The organism is Streptomyces sp. NPDC104096 (genome assembly GCF_055584385.1).
On the sequence record NZ_JBVJMD010000020.1, the window covers coordinates 39,913 to 56,096 of the forward strand.

The 16,184-nt window shown below is 70.7% G+C and carries 13 protein-coding genes and 1 riboswitch; of the genes, 9 read left to right on the forward strand and 4 right to left on the reverse strand.

The window, feature by feature from the left end:
* Positions 1-27 precede the first annotated feature (27 nt).
* The 5 genes from ACZ60B_RS21310 (at position 28) to ACZ60B_RS21330 (ending at position 5,678) form a co-directional block, all read left to right on the forward strand.
* Complete coding sequence (locus tag ACZ60B_RS21310; protein ID WP_469389331.1) at positions 28-1,287, forward strand: pyridoxal-phosphate dependent enzyme; 1,260 nt, start codon at positions 28-30, stop codon at positions 1,285-1,287.
* Complete coding sequence (locus ACZ60B_RS21315) at positions 1,284-2,558, forward strand: ATP-grasp domain-containing protein (RefSeq protein ID WP_469389162.1); 1,275 nt, start codon at positions 1,284-1,286, stop codon at positions 2,556-2,558. Before ACZ60B_RS21310 ends, ACZ60B_RS21315 begins: the two co-directional genes overlap by 4 nt.
* A gap of 80 nt (positions 2,559-2,638) precedes the next feature.
* Entirely contained in the window at positions 2,639-3,895 is a 1,257-nt protein-coding gene (locus ACZ60B_RS21320) for an ATP-grasp domain-containing protein (RefSeq protein WP_469389164.1), read from the forward strand.
* 50 nt (positions 3,896-3,945) lie between these two features.
* Entirely contained in the window at positions 3,946-5,169 is a 1,224-nt protein-coding gene (locus tag ACZ60B_RS21325) for an MFS transporter (protein ID WP_469389166.1), read from the forward strand.
* Between the two features lie 56 nt (positions 5,170-5,225).
* The gene (locus tag ACZ60B_RS21330; protein WP_469389168.1) at positions 5,226-5,678 is read left to right on the forward strand and encodes a cupin domain-containing protein; all 453 of its coding nucleotides are present in this window, start codon (positions 5,226-5,228) and stop codon (positions 5,676-5,678) included.
* Between the two features lie 131 nt (positions 5,679-5,809).
* On the opposite strand, the gene ACZ60B_RS21335 is transcribed toward ACZ60B_RS21330, so the two are convergent.
* The 4 genes from ACZ60B_RS21335 to ACZ60B_RS21350 form a co-directional block, all read right to left on the reverse strand.
* The gene (locus ACZ60B_RS21335) at positions 5,810-6,358 is read right to left on the reverse strand and encodes a nucleoside deaminase (RefSeq protein ID WP_469389170.1); all 549 of its coding nucleotides are present in this window, start codon (positions 6,356-6,358) and stop codon (positions 5,810-5,812) included.
* A gap of 29 nt (positions 6,359-6,387) precedes the next feature.
* Positions 6,388-7,224: an LLM class flavin-dependent oxidoreductase gene (locus ACZ60B_RS21340; RefSeq protein ID WP_469389172.1), complete on the reverse strand. Its 837-nt coding sequence runs from the start codon at positions 7,222-7,224 to the stop codon at positions 6,388-6,390.
* 84 nt (positions 7,225-7,308) lie between these two features.
* The gene (locus tag ACZ60B_RS21345; protein ID WP_469389174.1) at positions 7,309-8,625 is read right to left on the reverse strand and encodes an MFS transporter; all 1,317 of its coding nucleotides are present in this window, start codon (positions 8,623-8,625) and stop codon (positions 7,309-7,311) included.
* A 30-nt stretch (positions 8,626-8,655) separates the two neighbouring features.
* Positions 8,656-9,681, reverse strand: a complete 1,026-nt coding sequence (locus tag ACZ60B_RS21350; RefSeq protein ID WP_469389176.1) for a transporter substrate-binding domain-containing protein — start codon at positions 9,679-9,681, stop codon at positions 8,656-8,658.
* Positions 9,682-10,383: 702 nt separating this feature from the next.
* Positions 10,384-10,493, forward strand: a riboswitch (SAM riboswitch).
* A gap of 314 nt (positions 10,494-10,807) precedes the next feature.
* Between ACZ60B_RS21350 and ACZ60B_RS21355 the strand changes: the two genes are divergently transcribed.
* The 4 genes from ACZ60B_RS21355 to ACZ60B_RS21370 are packed head-to-tail and all read left to right on the forward strand — an operon-like array spanning position 10,808 to position 16,143.
* Positions 10,808-12,457 carry an ABC transporter substrate-binding protein gene (locus tag ACZ60B_RS21355; protein WP_469389178.1) on the forward strand — a complete coding sequence of 550 codons (1,650 nt, stop codon included), beginning with the start codon at positions 10,808-10,810 and terminating at the stop codon, positions 12,455-12,457.
* Complete coding sequence (locus tag ACZ60B_RS21360) at positions 12,454-13,536, forward strand: ABC transporter permease (protein ID WP_469389180.1); 1,083 nt, start codon at positions 12,454-12,456, stop codon at positions 13,534-13,536. The genes ACZ60B_RS21355 and ACZ60B_RS21360 overlap by 4 nt, the downstream gene beginning before the upstream one ends.
* Complete coding sequence (locus tag ACZ60B_RS21365; RefSeq protein WP_469389182.1) at positions 13,536-14,489, forward strand: ABC transporter permease; 954 nt, start codon at positions 13,536-13,538, stop codon at positions 14,487-14,489. The genes ACZ60B_RS21360 and ACZ60B_RS21365 overlap by 1 nt, the downstream gene beginning before the upstream one ends.
* On the forward strand, positions 14,482-16,143 hold the full coding sequence (locus ACZ60B_RS21370; RefSeq protein ID WP_469389184.1) for a dipeptide ABC transporter ATP-binding protein: 1,662 nt from the start codon (positions 14,482-14,484) through the stop codon (positions 16,141-16,143). The genes ACZ60B_RS21365 and ACZ60B_RS21370 overlap by 8 nt, the downstream gene beginning before the upstream one ends.
* Positions 16,144-16,184 lie beyond the last annotated feature (41 nt).

A 16,184-nucleotide genomic window follows, 5' to 3' on the forward strand; every position in this document is an offset into this window, starting at 1 on the left:
TACCTCGGACAACCGCTGCCGGCCCGAGTGCTGCCCGAGCGGCCGGTCGGCGGCGCGGCCATCCGCTACCTGACCGCGCACCCCGGCCGCGTGGTGTCGGTCAGCGGCCGACAGCGGGCCGGCGCCCTGCCCGGCGTCGAGGAGGTCGTCGTCAAGCCTCGACCAGGCTCCGTGATACGGGAGTTGCGCCGCAATGGCGACCGCGCCGGACATGTCCTCGTGGTGGCCGAGAGCGCCGAACTCGCGGCGCGGACCGCGGAGGCCGCCGCACAGGAGATCCGCATCCGCACCGAGCCGGTCTCCCGGCGCCCGATCGCGGACTCCCTGGTCGACCTGATCGGCGGAACTCCGCTGCTGCGGCTGCCGGTGGACCGCATCGTGGACGGTGCCCCGGCCGACGCCGAGGTACTGGCGAAGCTGGAGCTGTTCAACCCCTGGTCCAGCAGCAAGGACCGGGCCGCGCTGTCGATGCTGCGCGGCGCCGAGAAGCAGGGGCTGCTCACGCCCGGCGACGGCACCGTGATCGAGGCGACCTCGGGCAACACCGGCATCTCGCTGGCCGCCCTCGCCGCCGCGCGCGGCTACCGCTGCGTCATCGTGCTGCCGGACAACGCCACCCCGGAGCGGGTGGCCGTCCTGCGCTCGCTCGGCGCCGAGGTCGTACGCACCCCGCACACCGGCGGCTACCAGGCAGCCGTCGACAAGGCCGCCGAACTCCACCGCCGGACACCCGGATCGTGGTTCTGCTGCCAGCACGACAACCCGGACAACACCCGGGCGCACTACGAGACGACCGGCCCGGAGATCTGGAGCGACGCCGACGGGCGCATCGACGTGTTCGTCTGCGGAGTGGGAACCGGCGGCACCCTCAGCGGCGCGGGACGCTATCTGCGCGAGAGCCACCCCGCGGTCCGGATCGTGGCGGTCGAACCGGCGGGCTCGCCCCTGCTGTCCGGCGGCGAACCCGGCACGCACACCATCCCCGGCTTCAACGGCGGCTTCATCGCCCCGACCACCGAACGCAACCTCATCGACGAGGTGATCGCGGTCTCCGACGCGGACGCCCTCGACACCACCCGCCGCCTCGCGCAGCGCGTCGGCCTGCTCGTCGGGGTGTCCGCCGGCGCCGTCGTCCACGCCTCCGGCGTCCTGGCCACCCGGCCGGAGTACCGCGGCCGTCGCATCGTGACCCTGCTGCCCGACACCGGCGAACGCTATCTGAGCCTCCTCGGCCGCGAGGCGGACCCGGTGACGGCCGGCACCACACCCGACGGCGGCGCCCGATGACGACGCCCTCCCCCACCGACGACCGGCCCCGCCTGCTGATGGTGATGCCGTATCGCCAGTTCGTGAGCAAGGCACAGGCCGAGGGGTTCTGGGTCGGCGCGATCTGGGACCCCCGCCTGGAGACGCCGGAGTACCTCGACGACGTACGCGCACGGGCGGACCTGTTCGTCACCACCGACTTCCGGGATCCGCGACTGCTGCGCCGCACCCTGCACGAGGTGGCCCGAGAACACCGGGCGACGGTGATCTACCACATAGGCCGGGAGGAGACGATGGTCACCGCCTACGAGGCGGCCGAGGACCTGCGCGCCGAACTCAACCCGGCCGCGGCGATCCGCCTGCTCGCCGACAAGCACGCCATGCGGGACCTGCTCGCCCGGCGCGGGCTGTCACCGGTGTCCTTCGAGGCCGCACCGACCCGGCAGGAGGTGCCGGACGCCGTCGAGCGCATCGGCTACCCGGCCGTCGTCAAGCCGTCCGCGCTCGCCGGGAGCCGGGGCGTGTTCCTGTGGCGGCAGGCCCAGGACCGGGCGGCCTGGACCGCGCTCGTCGACGAGTACGGCTACGACGGCCCGTTCCTGGTCGAGGAGTATCTGCGCGGTCCCGAATACAGCGTGGAGACGCTGAGCAGGGACGGCCGCCACCAGATCGTCGGCATCACCGAGAAACTGCTGGGCCCGCCGCCGCTGTTCGTGGAGGTGGGGCACGTCCATCCGGCCCCGCTGCCTTCGGAGCGGCGGCGGGCCGTCGAGGAACTCACCACACGGTTCCTCACGGCGTGCGACTACCGGTTCGGCCCCGCGCACACCGAGGTGATCTGGACCGAGCGCGGCCCGCGCATCGTCGAGTCGCAGGCCCGGCTCGGCGGCGACCGCATCCCTCGTCTGGTCGAGCTGGCCACCGGAGTCGACATCGAGCAGGCCGTCTTCGCCGCCCTCGCGGGCCGGCCCGCCGAGCCCGTCTCGCCGACGGCGACGGCGATCGTACGGTTCTTCGCCTTCCCGCCGGGCCGCGTGGACGAGATCCGCGGCCTGGAGGCGGCCGCCCGGCTCACCCATGTCGACGAACTGAACCTGCGGCTGAGCCCGGGCGACACCGTGCCGGCGGTCCGCGACTCCAAGAGCCGCCACGGACACGTCATCGTCCTCGGCACCACACCCGAGGAGGCGCGGGCCCGCTGCGCACAGGTGCTCGCCACCGTCGAGGTCGTCGTCGACGGCACGCCCGTACGAGCTGACGGCCGCACCGGAGTGCTCGGAACACCCGTATGAGCGCCCCCGGTCATCGCTCCCCCACCCCGAAGAAAGGCAGCGACCATGCGTCGGCCCCCACCCACGACCAGGAGGTCGCCATGACCACCCCCACCCCCGACGCACAGGTGGTGTTCGTCGGCTACAACGCCGCCTACCTGCGCGCGATCGACGGAAGCGTCCCCAGCGGATCGGTCGTGGTGATCGAGGAACCCGACATCATCCGCAAGCGCGAACTCCAGGACGCGGCGGCCCGCTTCGACTGCCTGGACCGTATCGTCCCGGCCGACTACCAGCAGTCGGCCGGCGCCCTCGACCTGGCGGCCGAACTGTCGGCCGCGCGCCCCGTCGCCGCCGTCGTCCCGGGACTGGAGTACGCGGTGCCGGCCGCGGCCGCACTGGCCGAGAAACTCGGGCTGCCCGGAGCGACCGAGGCGGCCGCGCAGGCGCTGCGGGACAAGGTCCGGCTGCGCAAGATCTCCGCCGCGGGCGGCGTCCGCAACCCGCGCTGGCGCGAGGTGCACGGCCCGGCCGACATCCTCGAGTTCGCCGGCGGCGGACCGGTCGTGGTCAAGCCCGCCAACCGGCAGGCCAGCGTCGGCGTGCAGCTGCTCGACTCGGTCGACGCCACCACCGCCGCCCGGGCCTGGGAACGCACCTCGTCGGCGGCCGAGTACGAGCAGGTGCCCGACCGGCAGCTGGCGTGGCGCTTCCTCGCCGAGGAACGTCTGCACGGTCCCGAGTACAGCGTCGAGGCCCTGGTCCGGCAGGGCGAGATCGTCTTCGAGAACGTCACGGCCAAGACCGTCGTCCCGGGACCGTACCCGGTCGAACTCGGTCATCTGCTGCCCGCCCCGCTCGACCCGGACACGCAGAGCGCGTTCGGGACGGCCATGCGGGCGCTCGTCGCCGCGACCGGCTTCCGGACGGGCATCCTGCACGCGGAGTGGATCCTGACCGAGTCGGGGCCGACGCTGGTCGAATGCGCCGGCCGCTGCCCCGGCGACTACCTGATCGATCTCATCGACCTGGCCTACGGCACCCGGATCAGGCTGACCCTCATCGACCTCCTGGCCGGCCGGCCCGTCGACCTTCCCCGAGCGGCGCGGCAGACCTCCGCGATCCGGTTCCTCGCCGCCGAGCCGGGCACCGTGACCGAAGTCTCCGGCGTGGACACCGCGCAGCGGCTGCCCGGCGTCCAGGTCGCGGAGGTGGATGTGGAGGCCGGCCAGGAGGTCCGGCCGTGGGCGTCCTCCTGGGACCGCGCCGGGCACGTCATCGCGACGGGGCCCGACGCGCACTCCGCTCGTCGGCGCGTCCTGGACGCCGACGCCGCCATCCGCATCGCAACCGATTGAGGAAACACATGTCTGTTCTGTGGCAACGCGTCCGCGGATGGCGCGGGTCCGTGCCCGGAGGGTCGGTCGGCATACGGCTGGCCGTGATGGCGATGATCGACGCGGTCGGCACCGGCGCCTTCCTCGCCGTCTCCGTACCCTTCATCACCAGGTCGGTCCACCTGTCGGAGGGCGCACTCGGGCTCGGCCTGACCCTGTCCGCCGCCATCGCCCTGGGCACCGCCATCCCGATCGGCGTCCTCGCCGACCGGATCGGCCCCAAGAAGGTGCTCGTCGGGGTCAGCCTGTGGCGCTGCGCCTGCTTCGTCGTCTACCCGCTCGTACAGAACCTGTGGCAGTTCCTGACCGTGGTGTGCCTGCTCGGTCTGGTCGACAAGGCGGCCGCGCCGATGGAACAGGCCCTGGTCGGGCAGGCCACGGCGACCGAGGACCGGGTCAGGGTGGTCGCCGTCCTGCGGTCGCTGCGCAACGTCGGCTTCACCGTCGGCGCCCTGCTGGGCGGAATCGGCCTGCTGATCGACACCCGGGCGGGATACAGCGTGATCCTGCTGGTCAACGCCGCCTCCTTCGCCGTGCTCGCGAGCCTGGCCGCTCGGCTGCCGGTGCTCAGCGCGCCTGCGAAGAGCCTGCGCCGGCGCTTCTCCGTCAGTGTGCTGCGGGACGGATCGTTCCTGTCGTTCACCGGCGTCAACGCCGTGCTCACCATGCATATGACCCTGCTGAGCATCGGCATCCCGCTGTGGATCGTCAAACACACCGACGTCTCCTCGGCGCTGATCTCCCCGCTGGTCGCGGTCAACACCGTGCTCGCGGTCGCCCTGCAGGTGCGGGCCAGCCGGGGCACCGACACCATCGCCGGCGCCGCACGCGCCCTGGTACGGGCCGGCATCTCCCTCGCACTGTGCTGCCTGCTGCTGGTCGCGGCGCCGAAACTGCCCGTCGTCCTGGCCGTCGGCGTGCTGCTGCTGGCCATGGTCGCGCTGACCGGCGGCGAACTGTTCCAGTCCGCCGGCGGCTGGGGCGGCTCCTACCTGCTCGCGGCGCCCGGCCAGGAAGGCGTCTATCTCTCGGTCTTCTGGCTCGGCGTGGCCGTCCAGCAGATCGCGGCCCCGGTCCTGGTCAGCCTGGTCGTCACGACCGGCACCGCGGGCTGGGCCGTCCTGGCCGCGCTGTTCGCCGTCTGCGGCCTCGCCGCGCCGGTCATCGGCCGCTGGGCGCAGGCACAGGCGGACAGCAGACCCCAGCCGGACCCGAGCCTGGCCGAGGCCACGTGAACCCCGCACCACCGGCCTCCCGGCCGAACAGAGTTGATCACCACCTGAGGAGAGACATGTCCGTTCCGCTGTATGTTCCTGCCGGTGAGGGCGAGTTCGTCAACATCCGGGACACCAAGAGGACCTACCTCAAGCTGACCACGCCGGACTCCGACGGGGAGTTCGGCTTCTTCGAGCACCACATGGCTCCCGAGGCGAGTGGCGCCGCCCCGCACGTCCACAAGCAGTCCACCGAGATGTTCTACGTGGTGAAGGGCGAGATCGAGTTCACCATCGGCGACCGCAAGGTGGTGGGTGAGCCCGGCGCGTTCGCCTTCGTCCCCAAGGGCGAGCCGCACGGCTTCACGAACCGGGGCAACGAGGACGCCACGCTGCTGATCATGTTCTACCCGATCTACAACCGCGAGGACTACTTCCGCGGCCTGGGGCGCCTGACCGCCAACGGGCGCAACCCCAGCCTGGAGGAACTGCAGGAGCACATGGCGAAGTACGACCAGTTCATGGTCTGACGCCGCGCACGGAGGCAACGAGCGGGGCCTGGCAGCGATGTCGCTGCCAGGCCCTGTCGTACGTTCCGCCGGTCGTGCCGCGGTACGCACCGCCGTGTGTTCCGCCGGTCGTGCCGCTGGTCGTGCCGCCGTCAGTCGCCCGCGCTGTCGCCGTTGCGGAAGCGCCACTGCAACTGACGCACCTGCTCCGCGAGTTCAGCGACCGGACCCGCCACCACGGCACCGGGCAGAACGTCCTGGACGGACAGCGGGCTCAGGGGCGAGGTGATGGGTACACCCCACTCGGCCTTCCAGTCCCGGGCCTGCTGGGACGAGCTCGCGTACACGATACGGCCCAGTCCGGCCCACCCGTGTGCGGCCGCGCACATCGGGCAGTGCTCACCCGAGGTGTACACGGTCGCCGTGGCCCGTTCCTCGGCCGACAGACGGGTCGCGGCCCAGCGGGCGAGTTCGAATTCCGGATGCCGGGTCGGATCGCCCGTGCTGGTCTCACGGTTGCGGTCCTCGGCAAGGATCTTGCCGTCCGCGTCGACGAGCACGGACCCGAACGGCCAGTCACCGGCCTCCACCGCCTCGGCCGCCAGCTCGATGCAGCGGCGCAGATAGGGCAGGTCGGTCTCGCCGACGGTGGTGGCGCGGTCGCTGCCGCTCTCGGGAAGGTCGTGGTCGTGGAGGGCCACTGTTCACTCCGTCTCTTGGATCGTGTCGGCTACGGGCGGTGCGCGGCCAGGGTGGCCAGTGCCTGCCACGCCGCTTCGGGCCGCAGGGTCTCGTCCGGGTCCCCGTGATAAGGGTCGAGGAGCACGGTCTCGGCACCGGCGCGGCGCAACTCCTCGATGTCCTCGAGAATCTGCTCGAGGGTGCCCTCGCCGGCCCGGCGGTCGGGGTCGTCGATCGGTTTTTGCGTGACCTTCAGATAGATGCGCGGCGCCAATTCCGGCACCGGCCGGCCGGCCTCGGCAGCACTGTGCTTGAGGCGGTCCAAGGCATCCCTGAACCAAGGCATCGTGAACCTCAGCGGATGCCACGGAGCACCGAGACGTACGGCCCTCCGAATTGCGGCGTCACTGTTGCCGCCGACCCAGATCGGAATCTGTCCGCAGCCATAGTCCGCTTCGTTCTCCCATGCGGCCCTTATGGTGTGCAGGTGTTCGTCGGTCAGCGCCCCGCGGCGTTCGAACGGGACGCCCAGCGCCTCGAACTCTTCGCGTGCCCAGCCGACACCGACACCGAGAATCAGCCGTCCGCCGCTGAGTTGTTGCAGGTTGGCGGCCATTCGGGCGACCAGCAGAGGGTGCCGGTAGGGCGTGATGAGAACCGTCGTCCCCAGGCCGATCCTGCTGGTGATTCCGGCCAGCCAGGCGAGAGTTGTGACAGGTTCGTAAAATGGGGCGGGATATTGTCTGGCGACATCCGGCGTGATCGCCACATGGTCGGAAAGCATCAGCAGGTCGTAACCGAGACCCTCCGTGGTTCTGGCCCAGCGGGCCAGGTTGTCCGGGTTCGCACCCGGGCCGAAGTTGGGGACGTTCACACCGATCCGCATGTCCCAACACTAGCAACTCCACAACAGCGGTGCGTAGTTGTAGCGGGCTTTCGGTAATGCGCGTGGCCGATGAGCGGCGGCCTGTCATTCATTCCCCGACGACCCGCAATTCCTCGAATCCGTTCGGCGCGCTGTGCGCAGGTCCAGGAGGAGGAATACGGCAAGGACGGCCGCCGTCGCCGGATAGAGGGCGCACGGGCCGCCGACGGCGAGCAGGGGGCCACCCGCGAGCGAGCCGATTCCGGTACCGCCGTCGAAGGCGATGTTCCACGCGGCCCCGGCCGCTCCGAGGCCGCCGGGACGGTCACCGGCCGCCCGCAGGGCGAGGACCAGGGTGGCGTTCTGGACGGCGCCGAAGCCCGCCCCGAACAGGGCGGCACCGGTCAGCAGAAGTGCCGGCTCGTCAGAGGCCGCGCCCGCAGCCGTGCCGAGCGCCGTGACCAGAGCGGCGGGCAGCAGCACCTGACGGCCTCCGTGGCGGTCGATGAGCCATCCGACGCCGAGCCGGGAGAGCACGGCGGCGGCCTGCGCGGCCAGCAGCGCCCGGGGCGCGGCCGACGCGGTCAGCGGCAGGAAGGTGAACAGGACGCCGTACGCCGTGGTGGAGGCCGTCTCCACCAGGAGTGGGCCGGTCATGGGGCGCAGCGACCGCCAGGTTCCGCGCACGGTCCGCGGACGGCCGGAGCGGGGTTCGGCAGGGCGGGCGGACCGGGCGGCACGGGGCAAGCCGAAGGAACCGGCCAGGACCAGTGCGGCCGTGCCCGCCGCCAGGGCGAAGACGAGCGGGTACGCCTCCCGCCGGGCCAGGGCGACGCCCAGCGGAGCGCCCAGGACGCCGGCGACACCGACCACAGCGCCGTACCAGCCGATCGCCCTCCCCCGGCTGCCGGACGGGAACAGTTCGGCGGTGAGGGTGACACCGGCGACGACGAACACGCCGAAGCCCAGCCCGCGTACCGCTGTCAGACCGGTCAGGGCCGCCGGCGTGGAGGCAGCAGGCAGCACCAGGCACGGCAGTCCGAGCAGCGCACCGCTCAGGGCGAGCGAGCACCGCCGCCCGAGCCGTGCGAACAGCCATGGCGTGATGGGCTGGACCACCAGGGTGGCCGCCATCATGGTGGCGGTGAGCGCTCCGGCGCCGGACGGTCCGGTGCCGGAGCGGACGGCGTACGCGGGCATCGCGCCGAGCAGCAGGTTGAAGCCCGCGAAGCCGCCGAACGCGGCGGTCAGAGCGCCGGCGATCGCCGTCCGGCGGCTCCTGGCGAACGGCGCCGGACCGCTGCCGGTGGACGCGGACGAGTCCGCCGGAGTGATCACCGCGGCCGGGCCGTGCCGACGGGCCCGGCGGCGTCCGCGATCACCGCGGCGTTCCTCGCGCCGGTCCTGACCTCGCCCGGACACCCGCGTCCCCCATGCCGTACCACCGTCATGTCAGGAGTTGTCGAGCGGCAGTCCGGGCGGGTTCACCTCGGACTTGGCGACGGCCTCGTTGGAGAGGTTCCAGGCGGCCAGCCACTGGGCGTACTGACCGTTCTCGATCAGGTAGTTGATCGCGTCGGCGATCGGCTCGGCGAGACCGCTGCCCTTTTTCGAGGTGGCCGCGATCAGGCCCTGGAGCGACGCGCCGGCGCCGGAGAACGTGCCCGCGTTGGCCGTGGGCGCGGGCGTCTTCGCGGTCTGGGTGACGTGGTAGGAGATGGTCGGGTTGGGGCCGAAGTGCGCGTCGATCCTGCCGCTGTTGAGCGCCTGGTAGACGCCGTTGTTGTCCGGGTAGTGCTTGACGGTGAGCGTCTTGCCCTCGCTCTGCAACTTCTTCTGCCACTCGAGGAGGATGCGCTCCTGGTTGGTGCCCGACCCGACCTCGACCGTCTTGCCCGCCAGGTTCCGGTAGTTGCCGTCGAACCTCCACTTGCTGGTCTTCAGCACCTCGAACGCGAGGTTGTCCTGCCGGTAGGAGGCGAACTCGTACTTCGTCTTGCGTTCCTCGGTGTCGGTGACGTTGGAGAAGGCCACGTCCACCTTGCCGCTGTCGACGCCGATGAAGAGATTGTCCCAGGTGAAGTTCTCGCTCTGCGGCTCGAGACCCAGGACCGCGGCGACCAGTCGGCCGATGTCGGTCTCGGATCCGGTGAGGGTCTTCTGGTCGTCACCCACGAACTCGAGCGGGGCGGAGCCGGAGGGCAGAGCGCCGTGGCCGATCACCAGCTTGCCGCTCTTGCGGACGGCCGCGGGCAGCTCGGCGCTGATCGACTTGACCTCGGACACCTTGAGCGTGGTCTCCTTGGCGGCGCCGTGCGAGAGCTGACCGATGGTCACACTCCCGGAGACGGCGTCGTCCGTCTTGGTGGCGGCGGCGCTGTCCCCGCCACAGGCGGTGAGCCCGGTGGCGAGAGTGGCGACAGCAGTCGCCGCTGTGATGCCGCGAATCAGGCTACGTCGGGTGACGTGGGTAGACATGGCCGTTCCTTGTCGCTCGGGAGGAGGTGGTGGCGTGGGGGAAGGAGATCGTCGGTGCGCCGTGGGGACGCAGGGGAAGGCGGTGGACCGGACGACTCTGCTCAGGACCACGTGGTCCAGCTCAGGACGTACGCGATCCAGCTCAGGACGTACGGGGTCCACTCGTTCAGCCGGGTGCGAAGACCGGACGGCAGACGAAACCGCCACGCCCGAGGAGGCCACGGAGGCCGACGACCGGCATACGGCCGGCCGGTCCACCCTCCGCGTCACATCGACGAGCGCTGCTTCAACCGGCTGAAAGGCTTCGCGAGATCGCCCTCAGGCACGGCGGAACCGCGGCCTCATCCGGTGCGGCGGTCGGACTCTCGCCGTTCCCGCTCCGGTCAGGCTCCGTACGACAACGGAGCCCAGGTCACGAGCCGTGGGACGGAGGTCAGCAACAGATCTCGTCGAACTGGTCGGCGCGGCGGCTCACCCAGAACGGGTCGAGCAGCACCATGTGTGCCGTGCCAGTGGTTTCCATGGCCGGATATAAGCACACCACCGACAAGGGCGTCCACCATGCGTCCACTGGACGGGACCGGAGCGCACCGCCGAGGCGTCAGGCCTCAATCCACCTTTATGTGCCTGCTGTTCGCTCCGCGTCGCCGCCTTCCCGGCGCGTCTTGACGCCGGAAGAACAGCCGCTCTACGGTGTGCCCGAGCTACGAGTTCCGGTGATCAAGCCCTGGCTGGCCGGACGGCAACCCTCGACGCAGTGGGGTGCCCCAGGTGAAGGCTCGGCGGATCTCATCCTTCTGCAAGTGCGCTCATCACAGCCCCGCAGCGGGCCGGAACCAGGGAGGACGGCATGGCGACGCCCTTGATGCTGTGCTCCCGGCGCCATGTCGACCTGCTGCTGGTCTCCAGCTGTCTGTGTAAGGCCTGAAACCGCCCTTTCCGGGCCCGGAGCCTGCCCGCCCGGCCGTGTTCCGGCCGGCCGCCTCGCCGTGTTCCGGGCCGGTAGACCCGCCGGCCTGACCGTGTGACACCCCACCCCCGTTCTGACGTGATTCGGCCCGCCGTCGGCGCAGGACTGCGCCGACGGCTGCCTCACGCATCCCTGCTGCGGAAACAGAGACCCCTGATGGCACTGCACAACGGCCCGACACCGAACAGACCCCTGCGGTCCGGTCTCGGCGCGATCTCCCTCGGCACGGCGTTCCTGGTGGCGCTGACCGGCTGCACCAGCAGCAAGGACGGCGAGACCACCAGCTCCGCCGAGGCCCTCACCATCGGCACCACCGACCAGGTCACCAGCATCGACCCGGCCGGCTCCTGGGACGCGGGCTCCGGCACCGTCGAGAGCGAGGTCTACGCGGCCCTGCTCAGCCAGAAGAACGGCTCCGCGGACGTCTCACCCGACCTCGCCACCGGGATCGAGCAGACCGGGCCGAAGGAGTACACGGTCACGCTCCAGAAGGGCCTCGAGTTCGCCAACGGCCACGAACTCACCTCCTCGGACGTCAAGTTCAGCTTCGACCGGGACCTGAAGATCGCCGACCAGAACGGTCCTTCGTCGCTGCTGTACAACCTCGCCTCGGTCGCTGCCCCGGACCCTGCCACCGTCATCTTCACCCTCAAGTCGGCCAACGACACCCTCTTCCCGAAGGTCCTGTCGACGGCCGCGGGCTACATCGTGGACGAGCAGGTCTTCCCCGCGGACAAGATCCTCGACGACAAGTCCGTCGTCGCCGCCAAGCCGTGGAGCGGGCCGTACGGCGTCACCGACTACGACAAGAACTCCCTGGTGTCGTTCACCGCCAACGCGCGCTACAAGGGGCAGCTGGGCACGCCGAAGACCAAGAACGTCCAGCTGAAGTACTACGCCGACGCCGGCAACCTGAAGCTCGACGTCCAGCAGGGCGCCCTCGACGCCGTCTACCGCACCCTCACCATCACCGACCTGGACGACCTCGCCAAGCAGAAGGGCGTCAAGGTCCACACCGGTGCCGGCAACGGCATCCGCTACCTCGTCTTCGACTTCGCCACCCAGCCCTACGGCACCAGGACGAAGGACGCCGACCCGAAGAAGGCCCTCGCCGTCCGCCAGGCCGTCGCCGACTCCGTCGACCGCTCCCAACTCGCCCAGCAGGTCTACAAGAACACCTACCAGCCGCTCTACACCTCCGTCCCCGACGGCCTGACCGGCGCCACCCCCTCCTTCACGTCGCGCTACGGCGACAAGAAGGGCGGCCCCGACAAGGCCGCGGCGGCGGCCCGGCTGAAGGCGGCGCGGGTCAAGGCCCCGGTGACGCTCGACCTCCAGTACAACAGCGACCACTACGGCTCCTCGTCGGCCGACGAGTACGCGCTGGTCAAGACCCAGCTGGAGGCCACCGGACTGTTCAAGGTGAACCTTCAGTCCACCGAGTGGACCCAGTACGGCAAGGACCGCGTCAAGCACCTCTACCCGCTCTACCAGCTCGGCTGGTACGCCGACTACCTCGACGCGGACAACTACCTCTCGCCCTTCTACTCGGCCAACAGCTGGGTCGCCAACGGATACGACGACCCCGCCGTCCGCGCCCTGGTCGAGAAGGAGGAGACGGAGACGGACACGGCCAAGCGCACCACGCTGATCCAGCAGGCGCAGGACAAGGCCGCCGCCCAGGTACCGCTGCTGCCGCTGCTCCAGGGCTCCACCGCCATCGTCACCCGCAGCGACATCAGCGGCGTGCCCGACGAGCTGGACGCCACGTACCAGTTCCGCTGGGCGGGACTCGCGACGAAGTGAGCACTCCGACGCAGCAGACCATCGGCGCTGTCGGCACCCCGGCCCACAGCGCCGCCGGTCACGGATTCGCCCGCTACCTGGTGATCCGCTTCCTCCTCATCATCCCCACCGTCCTGATCCTCGTCAGCCTGGTCTTCTTCCTGATGCGGCTCACCGGAGACCCGATCAGCGCGGCCTTCGGCGACCGCCTCACCCCCGACCAGCTCCACGCAAAACTGCACCAGGCCGGCTACGACCGGCCGTTGCTCACCCAGTACCTGGACTATCTGCGCTCGCTGGCCGTCGGCGACTTCGGCCGCACCGTCACCGACAACCAGCCCGTGACCCACGTCCTGAGCACCTACGGCGCCGCGACCGTCGAACTCGCCTGCTGCGCCCTCCTGGTGGCCCTGCTCATCGGCGTCCCGCTCGGCATGGTGGCCGCCTCCCACCGCGACCGGGCACCGGACGCGGCGCTGCGCCTGTTCGCGATCCTGACCTATGCCACCCCCGTCTTCTTCGTGGGCCTGCTGCTGAAACTCGTCTTCGCGATCTGGCTCGGCTGGCTGCCCTCGTCGGGCCGGGCGAGCACAGGCGTGCAGCTCTTCCTCCAGAACCAGACCAGCACGACCGGCGTGTACCTGATCGACGCCCTGCGCAGCGGCGACACCACCGCCATCGCGGACGTGCTGCGGCACGCCGTACTGCCGGGACTGGCCCTGGGCCTGCTCGTGGCCGGCATCCTGCTGCGCCTGGTGCGAACCAACCTGATCGGCACCCTCTCCAGCGACTACGTCGACGCCGCCCGCTCCCGCGGCGTCGCACAGCTGCGGCTCATCACCCACCACGCCACCCGCCCCGCCCTCATCCCCGTCGTCACCGTCCTGGGACTCCAGGTAGCCGGGCTCCTCGGCGGTACCGTACTGACCGAGACCACCTTCGAGTGGAAGGGCCTCGGGTACGAACTCGCCCGCTATCTGACGTCCCGTGACTTCCCGGCTGTACAAGGCATCGTGGCCCTGTTCGCCGTCGTCGTCGCGGTGACGAACTTCCTCGTCGACGTCGTCGCCGCGCTCATCGACCCGCGAGTGAGGTACTGATGACGCTGCTCCTCACCCGACGACTGCCGCCACGGCCACGCATCAGGACCGGCGCGGGAGTGCAGCGCGCCATGCTGCTCACCGGCCTGGTCCTCACCGCGCTCTTCCTGCTCACCGCGCTGCTCGGCCCGCTGCTCGCCCCGCACGGCTATGCACAACTTGGTGACTCACAAGGCCTGTTCGGCTCCCAACAGCACCCGAGCACCGCACACCCACTGGGCACGACCATCACCGGGTACGACGTCCTCTCCCGCACGAGCTGGGGCGCACGCACCGCGCTCCTGATCATCGCCGCCGCGCTGCTGCTGTCGGTGGTGCCGGGCGCGGTGCTCGGACTGGTCTCCGGCTACCTCGGCGGCAGACTGGACAGGCTACTGGTGGGAGTCGCGGACGCGCTGTACGCGTTCCCGCCGCTGCTGCTCGCCATCGTCATGTCGATCGTGATCAGCGGCGGCCGGTCCAGCCTGACCGGCGGCCTCGGCGCGGCCGCCTGCTCGGTCGCCGTGTCCTTCGTACCCCAGTACTTCAGGGTCGTCCGCGCGGAGGTGATCCGGGTGAAGGCCGAACCCTTCGTCGACGCCGCCCGCGTCATCGGCACCGGCCCCTGGCGCATCATGACCCGCCATGTGCTGCGCAACTCGGTGCGCACCCTCCCGCTGATCTTCACGATCAACGCGTCGGAGGCCATCCTCACCCTCGCCGGCCTCGGCTTCCTGGGCTTCGGCATCGAACCCAACTCCGCCGCCGAATGGGGCTACGACCTCAACCGCGCCGTCGCCGACGTCACCTCGGGCATCTGGTGGACCGCGATCCCACCGGGCCTGGGCATCGTGCTCACCGTACTGGGCACGACCCTGCTCGGCGAAAGCCTCACCGACCTGGCCGACCCACGGCTGCGGAGGCGGACCAGCACCCCCGGCCCTCTCACGGACGGAGCCGGCGACGATGACTGATCTGCTGCGCATCGAGGACCTGCACATCGACTTCGCCACCGACGCCGGCACCGCGCCCGCGGTCCGTGGCGTGAGCCTGTCCGTCGCCCCCGGCGAGGTGCTGGCCCTGGTCGGCGAGAGCGGCAGCGGCAAGACCGTCACCGCCCGCTCGGTCCTCGGCCTGCTGCCCGACACCGCGACCGTCCACGGCCGCGTCCTCATCGGCGACGGCTCGCGCGAACCCGAGGAGAACGTGCTCACCGCGTCCGCGGCCCGGCTGCGGGCCCTGCGCGGCGCGCACGCCGCGATGGTCTTCCAGGAGCCCTCCACCGCCCTCAACCCGGTCTTCACCATCGGCTGGCAACTCACCGAGGGCCTGCGCGCCCACGGCCGCGGTGGCGGCAAGGCAGAACGGCGCGCCCTCGCCGTGGACTGGCTGGCCAAGGTCGGCATCCCCGACCCGGCCACCCGCGTCGACCACTATCCGCACCAACTGTCCGGCGGCCAGAAGCAACGCGCGGTCATCGCCATGGCCCTCGCCCTGGGCACCAGGCTCATCGTCGCCGACGAACCGACCACCGCCCTCGACGTCACCGTGCAGGCGGAGATCCTCGAACTGCTCCACCGCTGCCGCACCGACTTCGGCACCGCCGTCCTCCTCATCACCCACAACATGGGCGTCGTCGCCGACCTCGCCGACCGCGTAGCCGTCATGCGCTCCGGAGCGGTGGTCGAACAGGCCCCGGTGCACGACCTGTTCACGGCGCCGGTACACCCGTACACCAGGGAACTGCTGACCGCCGTACCGGACTTCGGGGCCGGCGGACGAACCCCAGCCAAGGCGGCCGACGCCGAGGCCCAGCCGGTCGTGAGCGCGCGCGGGCTGACCGTCGACTATCCGGGACGCCTGGGCCGCAAGGCCTTCCGTGCGGTGGACGCGGTGACCTTCGACATCCGCCCCGGTGAAATCCTCGGGCTGGTCGGCGAAAGCGGCAGCGGCAAGACCACCATCGGACGGGCCGTCGCCGGACTGACCCCGGTCACCGGCGGCCGACTGAACCTGTTCGGCGAGCCGTTGACCAGGAGACGGAAGACCACCGGACAGATCGGCTACGTCTTCCAGGACCCCGCCTCCAGCTTCGACCCACTGCTGACCATCGGCGACAGCATCGCGGAACCTCTCGTCGTACACCGCCGCGAACCGGACGCGAAGGCGATCCGGGCACGCACCGAAGCGCTGCTCGAAGCCGTACATCTCCCGCGTACTTACGTGGACCGCTACCCGCACGAGCTCAGCGGAGGCCAGCGACAGCGTGCCGGCCTCGCCCGCGCCCTCGCGCTGCGGCCCCGCCTGCTCATCGCGGACGAGCCCACCTCGGCACTGGACGTCTCGGTACAGGCCAAGGTCCTCGACCTGTTCGGCGAGCTCCAGCGGGAACTGGGCTTCGCGGCCCTCTTCGTCAGCCACGACCTCACGGTCGTGGAACAGGTCGCCGACCGGGTCGTCGTGCTGCACCAGGGCAGAATCGCCGAGGAAGGCGCCACCGACCAGGTCCTCGGCAACCCGCAGGACGACTACACCCGTCGCCTCATCGCCGCCCTGCCCGTTCCCGACCCGGTCCGCCAGACCCGACGCCGCCAGCGACCCGCGCAGGAAGGAGTGGTCGGCGCGTGACCGATGGCGTCGTAGTTGTAGCCGACCGTGGTTGTGGTCAG

Bases quoted from the DNA above. Each gene is read 5' to 3' on its own strand.
- ACZ60B_RS21365 (WP_469389182.1), top strand. From the start codon at position 13,536: ATGACGCTGCTCCTCACCCGACGACTGCCGCCACGGCCACGCATCAGG.
- ACZ60B_RS21320 (WP_469389164.1), top strand. From the start codon at position 2,639: ATGACCACCCCCACCCCCGACGCACAGGTGGTGTTCGTCGGCTACAAC.
- ACZ60B_RS21340 (WP_469389172.1), bottom strand. From the start codon at position 7,224: ATGCGGATCGGTGTGAACGTCCCCAACTTCGGCCCGGGTGCGAACCCG.
- ACZ60B_RS21350 (WP_469389176.1), bottom strand. From the start codon at position 9,681: ATGTCTACCCACGTCACCCGACGTAGCCTGATTCGCGGCATCACAGCG.
- ACZ60B_RS21315 (WP_469389162.1), top strand. From the start codon at position 1,284: ATGACGACGCCCTCCCCCACCGACGACCGGCCCCGCCTGCTGATGGTG.
- ACZ60B_RS21355 (WP_469389178.1), top strand. From the start codon at position 10,808: ATGGCACTGCACAACGGCCCGACACCGAACAGACCCCTGCGGTCCGGT.
- ACZ60B_RS21370 (WP_469389184.1), top strand. From the start codon at position 14,482: ATGACTGATCTGCTGCGCATCGAGGACCTGCACATCGACTTCGCCACC.
- ACZ60B_RS21330 (WP_469389168.1), top strand. From the start codon at position 5,226: ATGTCCGTTCCGCTGTATGTTCCTGCCGGTGAGGGCGAGTTCGTCAAC.